Source organism: Bacillus sp. DE0042 (genome assembly GCF_007680225.1).
Taxonomy (GTDB): domain Bacteria; phylum Bacillota; class Bacilli; order Bacillales; family Bacillaceae_G; genus Bacillus_A; species Bacillus_A wiedmannii.
The window spans coordinates 402,539-421,934 of the sequence record NZ_VEJP01000001.1; the positions used below are offsets into that span (position 1 = coordinate 402,539).

Annotated in this window: 19 protein-coding genes; 7 read left to right on the forward strand and 12 right to left on the reverse strand. The window is 32.5% G+C overall.

Annotation, left to right across the window (positions count from 1 at the left end):
* Positions 1-98 precede the first annotated feature (98 nt).
* Entirely contained in the window at positions 99-1,631 is a 1,533-nt protein-coding gene (locus FS802_RS01815) for an SMI1/KNR4 family protein (protein ID WP_098655157.1), read from the reverse strand.
* A gap of 225 nt (positions 1,632-1,856) precedes the next feature.
* Between FS802_RS01815 and FS802_RS01820 the strand changes: the two genes are divergently transcribed.
* Complete coding sequence (locus FS802_RS01820) at positions 1,857-2,489, forward strand: cupin domain-containing protein (RefSeq protein ID WP_064469547.1); 633 nt, start codon at positions 1,857-1,859, stop codon at positions 2,487-2,489.
* A gap of 579 nt (positions 2,490-3,068) precedes the next feature.
* Here the strand turns inward: FS802_RS01820 and FS802_RS01825 are convergent.
* Complete coding sequence (locus FS802_RS01825) at positions 3,069-4,334, reverse strand: exosporium glycoprotein BclB-related protein (protein WP_186367208.1); 1,266 nt, start codon at positions 4,332-4,334, stop codon at positions 3,069-3,071.
* Positions 4,335-4,802: 468 nt separating this feature from the next.
* Between FS802_RS01825 and FS802_RS01830 the strand changes: the two genes are divergently transcribed.
* Positions 4,803-5,093, forward strand: coding sequence for a DUF4183 domain-containing protein (locus FS802_RS01830; RefSeq protein ID WP_001121646.1), 291 nt, complete (start codon positions 4,803-4,805; stop codon positions 5,091-5,093).
* 60 nt (positions 5,094-5,153) lie between these two features.
* On the opposite strand, the gene FS802_RS01835 is transcribed toward FS802_RS01830, so the two are convergent.
* The gene (locus tag FS802_RS01835) at positions 5,154-5,921 is read right to left on the reverse strand and encodes a DUF4183 domain-containing protein (protein WP_260989055.1); all 768 of its coding nucleotides are present in this window, start codon (positions 5,919-5,921) and stop codon (positions 5,154-5,156) included.
* A gap of 240 nt (positions 5,922-6,161) precedes the next feature.
* Here FS802_RS01835 and FS802_RS01840 point away from each other — a divergent pair, with 240 nt between their 5' ends.
* The gene (locus FS802_RS01840; protein ID WP_255291337.1) at positions 6,162-6,773 is read left to right on the forward strand and encodes a BclA C-terminal domain-containing protein; all 612 of its coding nucleotides are present in this window, start codon (positions 6,162-6,164) and stop codon (positions 6,771-6,773) included.
* A gap of 407 nt (positions 6,774-7,180) precedes the next feature.
* Here the strand turns inward: FS802_RS01840 and FS802_RS01845 are convergent, their stop codons facing one another.
* Entirely contained in the window at positions 7,181-7,795 is a 615-nt protein-coding gene (locus tag FS802_RS01845) for a helix-turn-helix domain-containing protein (protein WP_097860314.1), read from the reverse strand.
* Positions 7,796-7,852: 57 nt separating this feature from the next.
* Between FS802_RS01845 and FS802_RS01850 the strand changes: the two genes are divergently transcribed.
* Entirely contained in the window at positions 7,853-8,437 is a 585-nt protein-coding gene (locus FS802_RS01850) for a LysE family transporter (RefSeq protein ID WP_098654779.1), read from the forward strand.
* Positions 8,438-8,665: 228 nt separating this feature from the next.
* On the opposite strand, the gene FS802_RS01855 is transcribed toward FS802_RS01850, so the two are convergent.
* Positions 8,666-9,403, reverse strand: a complete 738-nt coding sequence (locus FS802_RS01855) for an N-acetylmuramoyl-L-alanine amidase (protein ID WP_087980418.1) — start codon at positions 9,401-9,403, stop codon at positions 8,666-8,668.
* A gap of 283 nt (positions 9,404-9,686) precedes the next feature.
* Between FS802_RS01855 and FS802_RS01860 the strand changes: the two genes are divergently transcribed.
* Positions 9,687-9,947 (forward strand): hypothetical protein, encoded by a 261-nt coding sequence (locus tag FS802_RS01860; protein WP_098654778.1) that lies wholly within the window; start codon positions 9,687-9,689, stop codon positions 9,945-9,947.
* 254 nt (positions 9,948-10,201) lie between these two features.
* Here FS802_RS01860 and FS802_RS01865 read toward each other — a convergent pair whose 3' ends face one another.
* The 3 genes from FS802_RS01865 to FS802_RS01870 all read right to left on the reverse strand — a co-directional run bounded on the left by FS802_RS01865 (position 10,202) and on the right by FS802_RS01870 (position 11,244).
* Positions 10,202-10,351, reverse strand: coding sequence for a hypothetical protein (locus tag FS802_RS01865; protein ID WP_255291338.1), 150 nt, complete (start codon positions 10,349-10,351; stop codon positions 10,202-10,204).
* Between the two features lie 108 nt (positions 10,352-10,459).
* Positions 10,460-10,612, reverse strand: coding sequence for a hypothetical protein (locus tag FS802_RS30910; RefSeq protein ID WP_176545816.1), 153 nt, complete (start codon positions 10,610-10,612; stop codon positions 10,460-10,462).
* A 437-nt stretch (positions 10,613-11,049) separates the two neighbouring features.
* Positions 11,050-11,244 (reverse strand): hypothetical protein, encoded by a 195-nt coding sequence (locus FS802_RS01870; protein ID WP_098654777.1) that lies wholly within the window; start codon positions 11,242-11,244, stop codon positions 11,050-11,052.
* A gap of 260 nt (positions 11,245-11,504) precedes the next feature.
* On the opposite strand from FS802_RS01870, the gene FS802_RS30915 reads away from it, so the two are divergent.
* Entirely contained in the window at positions 11,505-11,669 is a 165-nt protein-coding gene (locus FS802_RS30915; RefSeq protein ID WP_000017081.1) for a hypothetical protein, read from the forward strand.
* A gap of 442 nt (positions 11,670-12,111) precedes the next feature.
* The gene (locus tag FS802_RS01880) at positions 12,112-12,897 is read left to right on the forward strand and encodes a sulfotransferase family 2 domain-containing protein (protein ID WP_098654775.1); all 786 of its coding nucleotides are present in this window, start codon (positions 12,112-12,114) and stop codon (positions 12,895-12,897) included.
* Positions 12,898-13,606: 709 nt separating this feature from the next.
* Here FS802_RS01880 and FS802_RS01885 read toward each other — a convergent pair.
* From FS802_RS01885 to FS802_RS01900, 4 genes are all read right to left on the reverse strand, one after another.
* Positions 13,607-15,403: an ABC transporter ATP-binding protein gene (locus FS802_RS01885; protein ID WP_098654774.1), complete on the reverse strand. Its 1,797-nt coding sequence runs from the start codon at positions 15,401-15,403 to the stop codon at positions 13,607-13,609.
* A complete protein-coding gene (locus tag FS802_RS01890) occupies positions 15,396-17,150 on the reverse strand; it encodes an ABC transporter ATP-binding protein (protein ID WP_098654773.1) in 1,755 nt (584 codons plus the stop codon). Before FS802_RS01890 ends, FS802_RS01885 begins: the two co-directional genes overlap by 8 nt.
* 343 nt (positions 17,151-17,493) lie before the next feature.
* A complete protein-coding gene (locus FS802_RS01895) occupies positions 17,494-18,378 on the reverse strand; it encodes a GNAT family N-acetyltransferase (protein ID WP_000528686.1) in 885 nt (294 codons plus the stop codon).
* 261 nt (positions 18,379-18,639) lie between these two features.
* Positions 18,640-19,326 carry an MOSC domain-containing protein gene (locus FS802_RS01900; RefSeq protein ID WP_098654772.1) on the reverse strand — a complete coding sequence of 229 codons (687 nt, stop codon included), beginning with the start codon at positions 19,324-19,326 and terminating at the stop codon, positions 18,640-18,642.
* Between the last annotated feature and the right edge of the window lie 70 nt (positions 19,327-19,396).

Here is a 19,396-nt window from a genome sequence, read left to right on the forward strand (position 1 = left end):
ACACATAATTTATTTCATCTAACCACTTTATTGCAGTATCAACTGTCAAACAGTTACACCTTCTACAAACAAACTTATTTACATAATAATGTTATTTTCTAATCAATTACATGCTGGTGCCAAATTTCTCCTTCTTCTTCAGACATCCCCCCTATTATTTTTGAAAAATCTATTTTCCTATCAAATGAGTCTTTTAACATATAAAATTGTTCAAACGATCCTGTAAATATTTCTAATGATCGAGAACAACAAACCGTTTCAAGGTTATCAATTGTTGCGCCATCTAATTCTAATTCCTTTAGCCCTTTCATTTTACCTAATGCCGATACATCTTTTACCTTTGTATCTGTCAACTTTATATTTTGAATTGACGCATTGTGTCGAAAGCAATATAAATTAGCGATGTCGCTATTTTCAAATTCAATTGTGATTAACTTATTTAAATTTTGCAAAACAAGTAAATCCAATTCACTAACATTCACTAAACCTAAAATATATAAATGCTTTAAATTATCTACTTTCGAAATCGCATAGAGCTGCTCACGATTTGAAATATGTACAGAAAGCGATTCTAATTTTTGAAACCGCGGTAGCAACGAAAAATCTTGAATACTAGTATGTGAAATATTTAATTTTTTTAATGATGACATTTCTACAAGTTCCGATAAATTATTTATCTTCGTATTCTTTATATTCATTTCTTGTAAGTGTTTTAGATGTATGATTGGCGTTAAATCTTTAACCGGATTATTAACTAAATATAACTTCTTTAAAGAATTCATTCGTTCTAATCCTGCTAAATCTCGAATTTCATTTCCGGATAAAATTAGTTCTCTCACTTCTGTACAAATCTGTAATGGACTAATATCTACTAACCCTTTTCGACCTAAATATAATCTCTTCTCTCTAATAAACCTGTCTGCACGTTCAGATGCACCCACTATATTTCTCCAATTCTCATCTAAACTATCGTACCAATCTTTCACGTTATTTTCAGATTGAAATATAAATTGAGGATGTAAAACAGGTAATTCAATATTAAATAAAGCGTCTAAAAAATGTATATTATCGTTAGCACCATAACTCCAATATATATAATCTTCCTCTTGATGAATGGTGAAATTTTTACTTTTTAGCGTTTGTAAAATAAATAGTAATAAATCTGAAATTCTATTTGCAATTACGTATTTCACTTCTTCATCTCTTCCAAAATTAATTACTTGTCCCATTTCCCCCTTTTCATCCGGATCAACATCTATTCCTATATTGTTACCGCCATAATCTTTACTAATAGGTATCCAATTGTGATTCACATATCTTTCCTTAATCCATTCTGTTGGTATTGAAAATGCATCAAAATTAAAAAAATCATCCTCTTCAATTCTTTTCCATATTCTCCACTCATCCAAAACTTCATCTAACGAGAGAAATGGCAAACCAAAAAATAACCCTGGTCCTGATTTATCCTCACCGTTATGTGCGAGATAAAGATTACGTAATTCATCTGGAAACGAAATTCCCATTTCACTTTCGGCATATTGAATTTCTTCTATTGTTGCAGGTGCATTCAAAAACGGTTGAAAGTAATTTGTTAATTCAACTTCCAACTCTTTTAAAATATTATGGTTCATTTTCTGCACTCCCCTTGTACTCCAAATTAAAAAAGCGCTATCTTTTACATTAATTGTAATTAATAGCACCATTTTTCGCAATGAAACTCTTGTAATTATAGTGCATTCAAACGAACAATTTTATCACTTTACAAACGAAGAGCAGCAACGCTTTCACATTTCAATAACTAGACTCATATCCTAAATTCAAATTGCATGAAAATATAAGAAAGGCAGGTAATACAAATGACTGCTAGTATCGACTACACTTCCCCCTCAACTAATTTCACCCATGATTTAAGTAAAAGTAATTTTTTTAAGAAAAATGCCCAAAATTATATAAACGTACTTGGCATGAAACAATTAAATACGTTAGAAAATACTTCTTTATTAGATATCTATTTAAGTACAGGAAATGTTATAGAGCCGCATATTCATCAAAATGCAGCTGAACTTGTTTACTGTATTTCAGGATCTGCTGTTGTTTCCTTACTTAATCCTTTTACAAACCAAATATTAAACTTACCGATAAAACCAGGGCAAGTTGCCAACATTCCACAAGCGTGGTGGCATTATGAAATTGCTACAGCAGATGGTACTCATTTATTAGCTATTTTCGATGCCCCAACCCCAGAAGTTATTTTTGGTTCTGATATTTTAAGATTAACTCCCGCTAATATGATGGCTCATACTTACTGTCTCGATGAACAACAATGGAAACAAGCGGTATCCCCTATTCAATCCACTACAGTAATTGGTCCCCCAGCAAACTGTAATAAAAACCGAGGAATGATAAACCCACCAACTCATCCTCCTAATCAACAACAAAATTTATATTACCAAGATTCATACTATTTCCCTCTTTACTGGGGATATTAATTTATTTCATTAATAGACAATTATTGATCTCCTCGGAAAATACGTAGGAGATTTTTTATTGTATATCCACCATTCCTATTTTTTTCGTAACAATTAATAGAGTACATACATATAATATTTATATATCTAATTGGAGGTGATAGTACTATGAGTAATTATAACTATCGAAAAAACTACTCTAATAATAAAAATAGTAGTTCATCAGCATCCTCTCAGTCTTCGAATTCTCAATCTTCCAATTCCCAATCACAAAGAGATTTAGCCGAGCAAGGCTATGTAAAGAAAAAAGGATGTAACTGTAATAAAAACAAATAGTTTATTACTAATTTGAACTATAACATTTCAACGCTCACGATAAATAACTTTCTTCCCTTGTATACCATTTATGAAATGGATGAATTCTATTTTTAATAGAATTCATCTTTTTTTATTTATAGGTAATTTTTTCAAATCATTTAACTTATTCCATAAATAATAAAGTATAAATCATACATTTTGATTTATCACCTATCTTCCCATAAAATATAGCCCTTCCTAATAAAATTAGGAAGGGCTATATACAGAATACATTACCACAAGTTATTCGATATTAATACCTGCACTTACAAATCCAGCAACTGCAGCTATTGGACTTGCTGCTGTTAATGAAACATATAACAGTATTTTATCTCCAGCAGCTACTGGAATAGCTTCAGGAATGATTCCCGATGCTGTAGCACCAATCGCTATTACAGCAAATGCTGGTGCTAATAATAAAGGTGCGCCCTGTACTGTAAACGTATTACTCGCTGCTGGTGCAGTTAATATTTGTATCTGCACTTGAACAGGTGATAATGGAGCTAATGCAGCTGTTGCACTAAAGAAACCTGCTAATGACGTAATAGTTCCTGCACGTGGTGCTACAAATGCATAATCACCTATACCTAACGCTAATGTGATACTTGTTCCACCCGTTAAAGCTATGCCAGGCTGACTAAATCCAAATCCAAGAAGAGTTCCTGTATTAGCTATTAATGCGTTAACTAACGCAGATGGTGTTGTACCTGAAGCGAATGGAATAATAGCTCCGCCACCTGTTGCACCAGTTGCTCCTGTTAAGCCTGTTGCTCCCGTTGGACCTGTTGCTCCTGTTGGACCTGTTGGACCTGTTGGACCTGTTGGACCTGTCGCTCCTGTTAAGCCTGTTGCTCCTGTTAAACCTGTTGCTCCCGTTGGGCCTGTTGCTCCTGTTACTCCTGTTGCTCCTGTTGCTCCACCAGTACCTGCTGGACCTGTCGCTCCTGTTGGGCCTGTTGCTCCTGTTGCTCCCGTTGGACCTGCTCCTGTTCCTGCTGGACCTGTTGGACCTGTTGGACCTGTTGGACCTGTCGCCCCTGGAGTAGCATTGATTAATTGAATTAATAAATTAAAAAGAAGTTGTAAAGTTGCAGAATCAACATTTGAGTTGCAGGATATAGGGATAAGATCTAAAGCGAAGAAGAATTGTGCAAGGGCGCTATAAAATTGTTGCAATAATGTTGACAATTGTCCTAAATTAGGTGCTGGAGATTGTAATAAAACTATAATACTTTGAGTTAATTGTTTCAAAAAATTAACTTCTGGAGAAGGTAATAAGGAATTTAAGAAAATTAAAAATTGATTAAATAAATCGAGTAACACTAATCTGTTTGCATTACTTGGATTTGCAAAAAATGCTGAAATAGCTGATACTAATGAGTTTAGTAAAGTAATTAATTGACTTAATTGTTCCCTAGTAATAGGAACTGACTGTGGATTTTTACAACAATCTGCTGAAAAAACAATCGGATTGCAGTTATTATGATCAAAACAATCATTATGTTTCATTTATTTCCTCCTTACTTTTCTTATAGTTGAGTGTTTTCCTATTCTAAGTACTATAAAAGATGCGATTGAAAAAAGTAGTTAAGTTATATGTTTCTCTTAAAATAGGAAACATGAATTATAATCAAACTTGAAAACGTAATTTAATTATGTTCATGACTCACATATTAATTATATGTTTTTAATAATTGACTGCTTAGATTAAACACCTAAACTTAAGAGTTTATTTTAATTTTCCACGTTTATCTCTTAGGTCCAAAAGCACATTTTAATTTAAATATTAAAACTAAGCATTAGCATATAACCAACAAGTAACAACACCATCTTTTCAGATAAGTAAAAATATCTTTACTAAAATTATATTCTCTCAATAATTAAGAAGCCGTTTCTATTATAGAAAACTCTCATACAATATATCGGACAAGTTATTCTATACTTCGTTCAAAAAATAATTTAGGAGGTGAGAATTAATTGCCAATCATCCAACCATTTATGGCATCTAGAAGATTTACATCTACACTAGGAGCTGGAACAGGAACAGGTGCAGCTTTTGCAATTGCTGCTACAGCTTGTTTAAACGATGCTGGTACTACTGCAACTGCTTTTCCGACTTTTACGTATTACAACTTTTATGTAAACGGCATTCTTCAACCTAGTGTGAACTCCAGTATTACTACTGGACCTACTGGTGCTATTACAATTCCTGGCGGAGATGCATTAGACGGCGGAATTCCAATTACAATTGAATTTATCGTCACTTAGTTTAACTACTTTAATGTAGAACAAAAAGACAGATTCTTTTTATTTAAGAATCTGTCTTTTTTAATTAATAATGATGAATTGCAAAATAATTGAAGAACCTTGCGTAGGTGGTTGATTATCCAATAAAGTTAGCTGACCATTACTAACCAGATATAATGGTTGTGGTTGAAGTATTCCATTAATAAACAAATTAATATAGGAAACCTCATCAGGAGGTAATATGTGTGTTGTACCATATTGAGCTATCCCATCTGAATCTGTATATATAAGTTTTTCTCCATCTGAAAAAGTGTAAAATAATAAATTAGTTGTTGTTATGGGACCAATAACTCCCGTTGGACCTGTTGCTCCCGGTGACCCTGTTAAACCCGTCGCACCTGTTACTCCCGGTGACCCTGTTAAACCCGTTGGACCTGTTGCTCCCGGTGATCCTGTTGCTCCCGTTGAACCTGTTGGGCCTGTTACTCCCCTTGTTCCTGTTACTCCCGTTGGACCTGTTACTCCCGGTGACCCCGTTAAACCAGTCGCACCTGTTACTCCCGGTGATCCTGTTAAACCCGTCGCACCTGTTACTCCCGGTGACCCTGTTAAACCCGTTGGACCTGTTACTCCCGGTGATCCCGTTAAACCGGTCGGGCCTGTTACTCCCGGTGATCCCGTTAAACCCGTTGGACCTGTTACTCCCGGTGATCCTGTTAAACCCGTTGGACCGGTCATTCCCGTTGGGCCCGTTGGAATATAAATTGGGGGAAGAACTGGAAACGTAGGTCCAATGTTTTCAGGTTCTATCATAGCTTTATTTATTGATGATTTATCATCTCGCTTCACTTTAATACCTCGTTCCACATTTTTGTTTACTACTTAACAAAATAATACATCTATCATTTTAGAAGAATTCCATAACTACTTTTTTCATTCTCAAATGATTTTTACATATAGTAAACTTTTTACCTTTGCTATAACTAGTAGTAATAATATAATAAAATGATAGTTCCATTTCAAAATACTAAATCGGTTACGTTCTAATTTAAAAATGAGGTGATTTATATTCAAGATAAGAATGAAAAAATGAAAAAAGAACTATTATCACTGGCTCTTGAAATTATTCTTCCATACAGACTTACAGGTCCTACTGGGCCCACAGGTAATACCGGTCCTACAGGCATTACTGGACCCACAGGCATTACTGGACCCACAGGTATTACTGGACCCACAGGTATTACTGGACCTACAGGCATTACTGGACCCACAGGTATTACTGGACCCATTATTACAACAAACTCTATGTTCGCTAATAATACATTAGGTGGTCCCATCTCAGTCATATTAGGTGGAACTAATATTCCACTTTCTAATAACCAAAGTCTCGGTAATTTTACAGTGAACGCTACAAATGATATATATACAATTCCTGTTACTGGAAGATATTATTTAACCTATCAAATTAATACAACAACTTCTCTACTTGCTGGTACAAGGCTACTATTAAACTCTTCGACTCCACTTCCCGGATCTATTTTTTCACCCGCAATATCAACTTCAAATTATAATAATAATTTAATAACCAATTTAATTGCTGGTAATACAATTTCCCTTCAACTATTCGGCGTATTATCCATAGTTAATTTAGTTGGAGGTGGTTCAACTGGTGCCTCTTTAACAATTATACGAATCGATTAATAAATGATTCATTCTTTTTTATAATAAACATTCTTAGCTGCTAAAGTAGTAACTATTACGTCATTCCTAAAGCTAATAATATTTTAATAATTTCACGACAGTGATTAAGCAATAAAAACAATTTGTACTATACTCATAGTAATAACTATCTATACTAAATTTTCCGTATATACATTATCAATTTACACTTCTCCCTGCCAATGTTACATTAAATAAGAAGACAGTTTCCCAAAATGCGAACCATCTCAAAACGTATTTGAGAAACATACTCCAATCCTATACGCGAGAGCAATACTATGTCGACACTCAAACGAGTGTCTTTTTTTATGAATTTTAAAAAATAAAACCATCTCTTATAGATGGTTTATCAACACACATTTCTTTATATTCTTGATGCAATTGTAAGTTTATGCAGCTGGATAATAAATGGTCATACTTAACCGAGTTAGCGTACTTCCGGAATTATGATAAGAGTGCGGTCTATCCGCCTTAAAGCGAATTGCATCTCCGCTATTTAATGTATATTGACAATCATTTATTTCAATTATCAATTCCCCTTCAAACACCGTTATAAATTCTTCGGTCCCTTCTTTATGGCCTTCCGAACTTAATTTTCCTTCTGTTTCAATTTCAACCGTATAGATTTCAAAGTTCCTATCATCTTGAAAAGGAAAAGAAGGATACACTTTATATCTCCCATTGTCTTCTGATAATACTTGAACATCATTTCGTAAAACAACTTTCGTATCTGGTTGCGGATTATTGATTAAAGAAGTAAAAGACACTTTCAAACCATTAGCAATTTTCCATATCGTTGTTAATGTTGGACTTGACTCCCCTCGTTCAATTTGTCCAATCATCGTTTTACTCACACCTGTTAATTGCGAGACCTTTTCCAAACTCATTTTCTCTTTCTCTCGTATTGTTTTTAAATTTTTCGCCAAAATAAGTTGAATTTCTTCCATAAGAAACACTCCTACACTATATACAATATAACGACCGTTATGTATAATAAAAAGCACACGTTATATTGTTCTTTCCGGTCATTATAACACACTAAATAATTAGGGGGTTTTGAAATGCCTATATTTTCTTTTTTGTTATTTGTTTTTATAAGTAGCTTCACACCCGGTCCTAACAATTTTTTAGCTATGACATACGCTAATCAACATGGTTTAAAAAGGAGTATGCAATTTTGTTTTGGAGTAGCTTTCGGGTTTTTCATCCTCACTTCCTTATGTAGCTTCTTTAATATTGTACTAATTAATATCCTACCCATAATCGAATTCCCTTTAAAAATTTTAGGTGTAGCATATATGCTATATTTAGCTTTTAAAATACTCACTAGTAAAACTAGTACAGATCCCGATGAAAAACATAATAAAAACTTATTTACAGTGGGGATTTTTCTTCAGTTTGTTAACCCTAAAGGGATACTATTCGGCCTAACTGTAGTGTCAACTTTTATTCTCCCTTACTATAATTCATATTCAAGTTTTCTACTCTTCTCATTATTTCTAGGTGTAGTTGGGTTAATGAGTACATTTAGTTGGAGCTTATTTGGTTCCATGTTCCAAAAAATTTTATTAAAACATACTAAATCATTTAACATCATTATGGCCGTTTTATTAGTTTTTAGTGCTATTTCAATTGTAGTCAATTAAATTCAAATTCTAAATTTCATTTCTGTTTAAAAGTATGATTTACAAATATAGCTGATATACCAAATGAACCTCCCGCTTACATGCATTACTTATTTAGTTTTAAAGCGGTAATCTTCTATATCTACTCTTATTCATACGAGATAAAATAAAAAGAGGATTACTCATTATAAGTAATCCTCTTTTTTGACTATTGATTTTTAAATATTCTGTTCCACTAAACTAAAATCTTTACTTAACTTCATACCACCAGCCTTTACGATCAAGGTAATCCGTCATTCCTTTAAGTTGCGCATCTGAAGTTGGTTCAGAGATAAAATATGTTAGACCATCCGATTGTAAGATGAAGTTAGCTGTCATTTTTAGTGACGTTAATGCTCCCATTACATCGGGGGTTTCATACGGTGAAAAAGCTCCTGATTGAATGATATTTTTTTTCGATGGCGGAGTTGTCCCACCAGATTGCCCCGTTAACGCATAAACAATTGAATTTGCAATCTTATCTGGATTCCATTTTGACATATCTGCTTCATTATCGATAAATCCAAGTTCAATTAAGATTGCAGGTGCTTTCGTATTCGCTAATACATAAAGGTCTTTTCGCTCCTTCGCGCCACGATTTGACCAGCCAATATCTTTTGAAAGTTGCGCTGCTATCTTTGCTGATAAAGCTTGTTGGTCATAATACAGTACTTCAACACCATTAGCATTCGTATCATATGAGTTTAAATGAAATGAAACTACTAAGTCTACATCATGTGAGTTTGTTTTAGATACAATGTTATTTAAATTTTGCGCTTGTGTGGTCCCTACTTCATCAGTATCATCATAAACTGTATGCCCTAATGCTCTTAATTTAGCAACAACTGCATCCTTAACTTGGCGATCCATAATATGTTCTTTCCGATTCCCATAATTTGCACCCTGTACAATACTATTGTGACCTCCATGTAAACTATATCTAGCCATTGTTCAACATCCCCTTTTTTATTAATATATTCAAAGCTCGTCTTATTGTCCGGTCAAATATCCAGTAAAGCTCCAGCAAACAATAATAAGGGCACTAATCTATTTTTTAATTTTTAATTCTAGATTATCTATTTTCTAAAACAAAGGACTCATAAACAAAAACCACAACTAATATTTTTTAGTTGCGGTTTTTACGCATTTAAACTATTTATTTCGAAATCTTTTTATTATAATACATAAAAATACATTATAATATAAGCTACTGTTCTTTAGGAGGGGTTTAATGGCTGATAAATATAAATTTTTGATTCTCTTTGTTACAGCATTTGTTTCTTTCTTTTCCTTAATAAAAGATTTCCGTAACATTTCAAAAAGTTTCTTGTGGGGGAGCTTTGCAATCCTAACAAGCTTTATATTATTATTAACTCACGCTTTAGAATTAGCTCCAATACTTCTCTATTCAGCTCAGATGGCTCTTGAGATTATTACAATACCACGTAAATTATTTCTTCCATCTAGCACTGAAGTTGCTAGTTTTTGCTAACAATTCATGTATCTAAAAAAACAACTCTATATTTTTAATTATCTTCACAAATATAAAAATGCGGTTTCTCCTTTCTAGAGAAACCGCACTATATTAAATTTAAAACTGACTCGTATACAAATCTCATACATCGTTGTTTTTTCATTCATTGATTCCATTTGTTTTGTGTAAAAGAAAAAGCATCCAAATGGTTGCTTTTTACCGAATCATCTATTTCTATATCTTTTGCTTCTTTTTACTTCCTTTATTTCTTCTTACTTAACTAGTTTTTCAAAGTATAAACTTACTAACTTATAAATAATCTCTTTTTGCTGATTTCCCTGTGCTTCCTGTTCTTCTTGATTCTTCATCCGGACGCACAATGCTTTGTAGTTTTTCAGCTCTTTCACCACAAGTCTTCGCATCTCCTTCTCATCGATGTCTTCAAAAAATGACAATTGATTGATTCATACGATACGGTTCTCCTCCGTTTGATCTAATCTGCTGAACATTTACTTCATTTCTTTTTTACATTATTCAAGAAAATCGATATCCTCTTGAGTCTGCACTCTCATAGAAAGTAATTCCATCACATCGTCTTCTGTGTTATAAACACGAATCGTTCTTTCCTTGAACTCCATCCCTAACATCCCATCATCACCTAAAAGTTTTACGTTACCTTCCATTCTTTTAACCTAGCTTTCTTTTCAAAGGATTATTTTGTTTAAATCTCCCTTAAACTCTCTAATCACTTTACAAAATTAGGATATTTTACTATATAATGCAATTAAGTGAGGGGTATTATTTTGAATAAGTTTCAAATTTTTTTATTTAAACTTTGGTTATCGATTCCAAGGGATTTTAGGCTAGCGATTCCATTAACCATAACAGTATATTTGATTTTATAAATTTTTTTTGAAGGCATTATCACTTTCAAAAATTTAGTTTTTAATTTTAGTTCCTTTGGTTATAAATACTTAATCACTTATATGATCATATCTTTACTGATTTTTGTGATTATAAAAATCTATAAAGTTAAAAAATATTATAACTAGCACCAGCGTTTTTTAAATCAGACAAAACGCTGGCCATGCTCCCTTTTTACTACAAAATGAAATTTTTATTAAGAAAACTTATTTACACCTTTTAGTTGATCATTTTCTAATTCAAGTTCACTTATTCTCCGTAACTTTTTTATCGTGCTTATGGCCATATACGCTGTATCCTTAGCTTCTTTTTTGAACTCTTCATGAGTTATTGGTCCATCTGTATTACCTCTAAGATGCCATAACTCGGATAATGTGTTATCAACTTTCACTAAATTCACCTCGTTTTCTACTAAAATAGCGTTTTTGTTTCAAATGATAATCTTATTAATTTGGACGCATGTACCAGTGTTTTTACCAAAAAATTCATGATATCGTTAATTAGTCAAGTACGTCATTACTTGACGATTACCCTTAGGAGCCCTGCAGACAATCGGGGTTTCTTTTATTTAAATAAGGATTTTATTAAAAACTTACATGTATATATTTTTTGTTATATAATTAAAATATCGATATATTAGGAGTGTTAATTATGTCAGGAACGATAATGATTTTGTTATACATTTGTTTCGGATTAAGTGCAGTTTTCAGCTTAATAAAAGAATTGAAAAAGCCACAGAAAAACCAGTTCTTGATTTTAGTTGATTCTCTAATTTTGCTAGGAGCCTTAATCCTAGTAGGTAGTATCTTCATCTAAATTACATAACTAGAACTCCAGTTGGGAGTGAAGCAGTTAGCGAAAGCTAACTGCTTTTTATAAATTAACTATTTTGTTTAAATTCACCTTAATTCACATCATTTTTTCTTAACATTCGAATTAACAACTGTATAATATAATTAAACTATTTGCATGAGAGGTGATTACTATAAACTGGAAACAAAAATACAATCCAAAGTATCTCTTTTACCGCATGTATAGTTATATTTATAAAGCCCTTGATGATATATCATGGTCCTTAAAATAATTTAGATTGTTATGAGTACACATTTTTTGTGTGCTCTTTTCATATTCCTATAAAATAACGCTTTCATTTCAAAGTTATATTGTTTTAAATTATCTTTTCTACTTCTCTTGTTCATATACCCAGTTGTTTATTCATAAATTAAAAATAATTGACATAACTGAATGGAGGCTAACTATGTCTTTTGCAAATATTATTAAATACGGACGCGTTCCGCACTTTAACTCTAACTTCCCTTTGATTTTATTTTGGAGTCAGAAAAGTGGCTGTACTTCACTTGCACATTGGTTTTTTTATCAAATAAATTTATTTAAACAAGCCATAAAATACGATTCCTTCATCCATAATTATGAAAATGAAATATACAAAAACTCCTCCGACTACTTTATTGAACTAGCTGCTGCTTTATATACAAACGGAAAAGATTCCTATAAATTAGTGAGAAACCCCTATACAAGAGCTGTAAGTTCATTCTTTTCACTAATTGCCCCCCCTCACATAGAAAACCCAGCATGGAATCCTATTCGGAATTTTTATTATGGTAATGAATTTTGTAATAAGCCTATTTCATTTAAAATCTTCCTCTACTATTTAAAAGCGCAAATGAAAGATTTAGAACAAGTAGATCCACATTTAATGCAGCAATATGAACCAGCTGAGGAGGAGTTTGTTACAAAGTATATCTACCTTGAAAATTTCTCTACTGAAATTGCGCGCTTAGAACAAACATATCAATTAAAAACTTCTCCTTTACACATACTAACCAAATCATGGCATCATCAGAAGGGAAGGGCGATTTTTAGAGGTGATTTTGCAGATGCTGATATTACCGATCCTTTATTCCCACGCCTCCCAACATACGATAGTTTTTATGATCATGAAACTATCCAATTAGTACAGGATATTTTTAATAAAGATTTTCACACGTACAATTACCCATTAACTCCTTTAAAAAATATGTGATTTTCTAATTGTAGTTTCATATATTATAGAAAAACTTAAATTCACCTATTTAAGTTTCCTCATAAAACTCTCGTAGTAAGTTGGGGCACTGGAAACAGTGTCTTTTTTTAATAAAATTCAAATTGTATTATTTATTAAATCATTAAAACGTATAAATATAACGTGAAGCACTCATTAAGGTTGTCTTCATTCGCTCTATTTGTTCCACTGCCGTTGTATAATCAAAGTTCAATTATTTCACTATTAAATACAAAAACTTCAATTTCCAAACGATTAGTCTCAATTGTTAAAAAAGCAATTGAAGCATTATAATAACCTAAAATTATAACACACACTGATAAAGCAATACTTGGTCAAGCGTATTACGGACTGTGATTGAGTTGTTAGCATCAAAAAAGCTACATGGGGTTGTCGCAATGGGTTTCATGATATTTTTAAGGCTTATTTAATGAAATCTGAATTTAAAAAATTCAATTTCATAGTTTACGTCAGACTCATGCAACACTTTTTTGAACAATTTGTACATCCGAAAATTACAAGTGAACGATTGGGTCATAAAGGTGTTTTCATAACCTTACGCATGTTTTACCTTTGATGCAAGAATACGCAGTTAAAACATTTAGTGAACAACTATTTGGATAATAATGTTTACAAATATAAAAATACGGTTTCTCTTTCCTAGAGAAACCGCATCATATCAAAGTTCTTATTATATTTTAAACTGACTCGTATACAGATCAAAGTAAAACCCTCTATCTTCCATAAGAGATTCATGATTCCCTCTTTCCAAAATACTTCCATCTTTTATAACAAGGATTTGATCTGCTTTTTCAATCGTTTTCAGTCGATGAGCGATTACAAAACTTGTTCGACCTTTCATTAAATTATTTAGTCCTTCTTGAATTTGCAATTCTGTTCTCGTATCAATATTTGATGTTGCTTCGTCGAGAATTAATATATCTGCATCTGCTAAAATCGCCCGCGCAATCGCAAGAAGTTGTTTTTGTCCTTGACTTAAATTCGATCCTTCTGAAGCAATTTTTGTTTCATATTGATTCGGTAAATGTTTAATAAAAGAATGTGCAGATGCTGCCTTAGCTGCATTGATTACTTCATCATCACTAGCATCTAATCGACCATAACGAATATTATCCATAATCGTCCCTGCAAATAAGTACGTATCTTGTAAAACTACTCCTATTTTACTTCGCAACGAATTAATATCATAATCTTTTATATCTTTTCCATCGATATGAATTTGCCCTTGCTGTATATCGTAAAAGCGAGTTAGCAAATTAATGATAGTTGTTTTACCCGATCCAGTGGGACCAACTAAAGCAATTGTCTCCCCTGGTTGCGCCTTAAGACTCACTTCTTTTAAAATCGTTTTATTTCCCTCATAACCAAATGAAACATTCTCAAGTGCAACATGCCCTTGTAAATTTTGTACAACGAACGCATCTTTTTTATTTTGAATTTCTGGTACTTCATCCATAATTTCAAAGACACGTTCTCCACCAGCAACTGCCGCTTGAATTGTATTCATTAAAGTTGCGAATTGACTTAGTGGTCTTGAGAATTGACGAGAATAATTAATAAAAGCCGCAATGACACCTACTGTTGTCATTCCATTTAAAACCATAACTGAACCAGTCCCAATTACAAGCCCCATACCTAAGTTATTTATAAAGTTCATACTTGGAAAAATAAAAGCTGAAAATGTATCCGCCTTCGTAGCTGAAACTCTTAATTGTTCATTAATTTTATTGAAATTTTGTACGGTTTCTTTTTCTTTCCCATATAACGTTGTAACATCCGCTCCTGTTATAGCTTCCTCAATAAAACCATTTAATTCTCCTAAATCTCGTTGACGCTTTGCAAAGTTTTTACCACTATAAGTAACTAGTTTTTTTGTAACGAAAAACATAATAGGTACTGTAATTAAAGTAACAATCGCTAAAATCCAATCTAATGCGAACATCGCAATCGTTACACCTATAAAGGTTAATGCTGATGAAATAATTTGTACAACACTTTGCGTCAACGCTTGATTCAAATTATCTATATCATTTGTAACACGGCTCATTAAATCCCCTTGAGAACGTACATCAAAGAACCGTAAAGAAAGCGTTTGGATTTTCTCAAAAATATCTTGTCGTATTTTTTGTATTGTTTTTAATGCAACGTTAACCATGACAAATGTTTGTAGCCAAGTTAACAATACTGTTACACCGTAAATCGCGATAAGTAACAAACACATTCTCGCCGTACCGCTTAAATCTTTCGGTACAATATATTGATCTATAATTACTCCCATTAAATACGGACCTAATAGCCCAAGTAACGTCGTAACAAATACTAAAAATATAACGAACGTAAGAGCAGCCTTTTGATACCCCATATAGTTCCATACTCGCAATACAGTTCCTTTAGTGTTTCTAGCCTCACCCATTTTAGGCGCGTTACGCGCACCTTTATTAGCAAATTGCCCTTGAAAATTACGCATGTTCTTTCCCACCTTCTTTATGTAAATTGCCACCTTGGGAAAGATAGATTTCTTGATATACCTCACATTGTTCTAACAATTCTTCATGTGTACCATCACCAACTAATTCACCGTTATCTAAAACGAGAATTTTATCAGCATCTATTATTGATGAAATTTTAGAGGCAATTAATAATGTTGTTGTTCCTTTATATTCTGTTCTTAATGCCGATTGAATGTTAGATTCCGAATTCGCATCAACTGCTGAAGTAGAATCATCTAATATAAGAATGGATGGCTTTCTCACAAGTGCCCTTGCAATGGATACACGTTGTTTTTGTCCACCTGATAAATTCGTCGCACCTTGTGTTAAATGATATTGATATGAATCTTCCAACTTGTTAATAAACTCAGTCGCACAAGCTGATGAAGCCGCTACTTCCAGTTCGTCATTCGTTGCATCTTCTTTACCATAACGTAAGTTCTCTTCTATGCTACCTGAAAACAATAATGCCTTTTGAGGTACAAACCCGATTGAAGCACGAAGTTTTTGTAAATCGTATGCTCTAACATTTATTCCATCAATGCATACTTCCCCTTGATCAACATCGTATAAACGCGGTAATAGTTTTGCTAAAGTGGATTTACCACTCCCTGTAGAACCGATAATTCCTACTTTTTCGCCTTTACATATGTTAAATGAAATATCTTTTAATACATATTCATTATTTTTCGTGTAACTATAACTAACATTTTTAAAGTCAATATGTCCCTCGATTTGCTTAGGTACAAGCGCATTTTTTTCACTCATAATATCAACCTCAGTATTTAAAACTTGCTGTACACGATCCGCAGATGGAAATGCTCGCGCGATTTGCATAAATACCATACTTATAGACATAAGTGACATTAAAATAATATTCAAATAGTTTATAAACGCTAAAATAGCTCCTACTTGAAGCGTTCCATTAAATACTTTTTCTCCACCAATCCATAATGTTGCGACAATCCCGCCACTTACAACTAACATAATGATTGGCATCATTAAAGAAATAAGCTGCACCGCTCGAATATTTATCTTCGTTAAATTTGTATTAACATTTCCAAACTGAGTAATTTCATATTTTTGTCTTACATACGCTTTAATAACACGTACTCCAGATAAATTTTCTTGTAGCTTTGTATTCACTTTATCTAATGCTTCTTGCACTTTTTTGAACGTTCCGCTCGCATTACTTGCAATGAATATAATCGCAAGTAATAAAATTGGAACAACCACAAGTAATATAGGAAATAACTCGCGTGCTGTTACAAAAACAATTATTATACTTCCGATAAATAACAAAGGACCACGAACAAGTACACGTAATGTCATCGTCATCGCCGATTGAATAGAAGTAATATCATTTGTCACAATCGTTAATAATTTCCCAGTTCCAAATGAATCACGATTTTCACTAGAAAATGTTTCTACTTTCGCAAATACATCCTTTCGTATGTCTGTAGCGAAATTAACAGCTGCTTTTGTAGAATACATCATACACCCAAGTCCTCCAACTAAACCGAGTGCTGCAGCTCCTATCATAAGAAGCCCCATTTTTATTACATAATTCAAATCACGATTTGCTATCCCAACATCAATAATATGTTGCATAATAGTCGGTTGAATTAAGTCCATCGCAACCTCAAGTACCATAAATAGTGGTCCAATAATAGCGAAGAACATGTATGGTTTTAAATAATGTAATAATTTGCGAAATGATTTCATACTTAATCTCCTTTTTCCTATGAAATTACCATTTAATAATTCATACCCTCCTTACTTAAGCCATATAATTTTTGATTTTCCCAGTACTTCTATTATATTATGTAAATTAATATTTAACATTATTAAATGATAAGCATTAATGACTTTCCGGTCAATAAATGTGCTTTATATTACGCAAATAGAAAAACCGTATTCTCAAATAGAAAGAATACGGTTTTTCTATTTATTTGTTAGATTGCAAAATTCAATCTCAAATTCATTTTTTCAAGTGGACTTCATATGTATAAACCTATTTTAATAGTATGTATACTTGTATCCCCCTCAAAAATATCTATATAAACATTTAAAATTCCGTTAACACTGGGAATTTAAATCCTTTAAAATCTAACTCTTTATTACTTCGAACCATTAAACACTTACTTGACTGTAATTCTGTAAATTGTACATCCTCAATCCCTAATTGATCTGGTGAGAAGTAAAATTCGATTTCTGTAAATCTTTCAGCGATTTCCCCGCATATTTCATCTAAAACTGGAAGTACTGGTGCAAACACTCCATATAATTTCAACTTTTCATTATCTACTTCATACACAATAAGAGCATCTAGCTTCTCTGAATAATACAATTTCTCATTCCATTCCGAGTCATACATATTCAAATAAAACGAAGGGCGGAAGTTTAATGTTGCAAAATTATTTGAAAGTCTTTGGCTACTATCAATAGTTTCATGTATTAACTTTCTATCCTCTTCCATATAATAATCTAACTTTCTAAGTAAAGAATCATTATTATTCTTTTTATCATATGGAATAGTCATCAAATACTCCTGCACAACTTTAAACCCAAATGATGCATATAGTTCAGGTATTTCCGTAAACAATAAAGTACATTCACATTTCTTATCGATTTCTTCTATCATTTTACTCATTAATTGTGTCATGAGTCCTTGTCTACGAAAATTAGAGTGTGTCATTACCGATTGAATTCCCGCTGCATTTATTCTTTCACCATTTACTAGCAATGGTAGCGAAAATGCCGCAACATTTGCAATTGCTTTATCGTCATGTAAAAATGATAAAGCTTTGTATGTATCATCCCAATAACCTCTCTCTGAAAAATCATTCAATGTTTGAATTGTAATCCCAAACACTTCTTCAAATAAAGGAAATAACTGCTCTCTTTTCGGTTCTTCTAAAAGAAGTTTTTCAAAATTTTCAACATTCCCCATGTTGTCCCTCCATACGTTAATTCCATCAAATTAGATGTAGTTGTAGAACCTACTCTTAAAGTAATAGGTCTTACCAATCAATATACTATCATAAAATATAAAAAAAAAGTCTAATTTATTTTATGTTTTGACTATTCGAAAATAAGTCGAATAAAATAATATTAGGATTTTTGAATATTAATAAGTTTGTTATATAAAAATAGTGCTTTCTAAGTCGTTTTTACTAATAGAAATGCACCATTTATAAAAAATATTTTTTTATTATTTTTTTCCTTCTAGTCTCTCCTGCGTGTTAATTTCTTCTCCCCTCATTCGCCTTTCAAATGTATTTCTCCAACTCGTAGAAAGTGCCTGTACTTCTAAAATCCTTTTTAGCCCTTTTACATTTTGTTTTTCTTTATGCATGATACGATTAGCAAATGCTACCGTAACACCTTTTGGATCAGACTTCAGTAATTTTAACGTATCAGCAGGTGATACCCATCCTTCTTTTAATACGCGAAAATAAAATCCTGTATATCCTGTTTCTTGAAAATATAGTGGTAACTTTGGAATATTGTATTTCTTAGCTAATTTAAAACAAGGTTGTCTTGGTTGCGTCACTTGGACAATCGCTTCTCCAATTTGAAATGTATCACCTATACAAACATCCTCTTCACACATACGACTAATTGTTATATTTTCTCCGAATGCTCCATATACAAGGTCTTCATTCAACTCTTTTTCCCAGTATCTATAATGTTCTCCAGAATACACACAAACTGCTTTATCTACTCCGCCATGATGAACTAAGTCCGCTTGCCCATCTCCATTAAATTTTAAAAAGGATAAAAACACTGGTTCCCTTACTTGATTCTTATTTATACCTGTATGAATTACCTTTCCGCCGTATGTAACCTCTTTTGGTAACCCTATATTTAAAGATAGTACCTCATATACTTTATTCATCTTAATCGCTCCTCTTACTTACCCCAAAATTTTTCAATAGATTAATTTATACTTTCAAACTCTCTGTCTA

Coding starts and splice junctions, on each gene's coding strand:
- FS802_RS01815 (WP_098655157.1), bottom strand. CDS start 1,631: ATGAACCATAATATTTTAAAAGAGTTGGAAGTTGAATTAACAAATTAC.
- FS802_RS01840 (WP_255291337.1), top strand. CDS start 6,162: ATGAAAAAAGAACTATTATCACTGGCTCTTGAAATTATTCTTCCATAC.
- FS802_RS01850 (WP_098654779.1), top strand. CDS start 7,853: ATGCCTATATTTTCTTTTTTGTTATTTGTTTTTATAAGTAGCTTCACA.
- FS802_RS01900 (WP_098654772.1), bottom strand. CDS start 19,326: ATGAATAAAGTATATGAGGTACTATCTTTAAATATAGGGTTACCAAAA.
- FS802_RS01855 (WP_087980418.1), bottom strand. CDS start 9,403: ATGGCTAGATATAGTTTACATGGAGGTCACAATAGTATTGTACAGGGT.
- FS802_RS30915 (WP_000017081.1), top strand. CDS start 11,505: ATGTCAGGAACGATAATGATTTTGTTATACATTTGTTTCGGATTAAGT.
- FS802_RS01820 (WP_064469547.1), top strand. CDS start 1,857: ATGACTGCTAGTATCGACTACACTTCCCCCTCAACTAATTTCACCCAT.
- FS802_RS30910 (WP_176545816.1), bottom strand. CDS start 10,612: ATGGAAGGTAACGTAAAACTTTTAGGTGATGATGGGATGTTAGGGATG.
- FS802_RS01860 (WP_098654778.1), top strand. CDS start 9,687: ATGGCTGATAAATATAAATTTTTGATTCTCTTTGTTACAGCATTTGTT.
- FS802_RS01865 (WP_255291338.1), bottom strand. CDS start 10,351: ATGCGAAGACTTGTGGTGAAAGAGCTGAAAAACTACAAAGCATTGTGC.
- FS802_RS01885 (WP_098654774.1), bottom strand. CDS start 15,403: ATGCGTAATTTTCAAGGGCAATTTGCTAATAAAGGTGCGCGTAACGCG.
- FS802_RS01890 (WP_098654773.1), bottom strand. CDS start 17,150: ATGAAATCATTTCGCAAATTATTACATTATTTAAAACCATACATGTTC.
- FS802_RS01895 (WP_000528686.1), bottom strand. CDS start 18,378: ATGGGGAATGTTGAAAATTTTGAAAAACTTCTTTTAGAAGAACCGAAA.
- FS802_RS01825 (WP_186367208.1), bottom strand. CDS start 4,334: ATGAAACATAATGATTGTTTTGATCATAATAACTGCAATCCGATTGTT.
- FS802_RS01880 (WP_098654775.1), top strand. CDS start 12,112: ATGTCTTTTGCAAATATTATTAAATACGGACGCGTTCCGCACTTTAAC.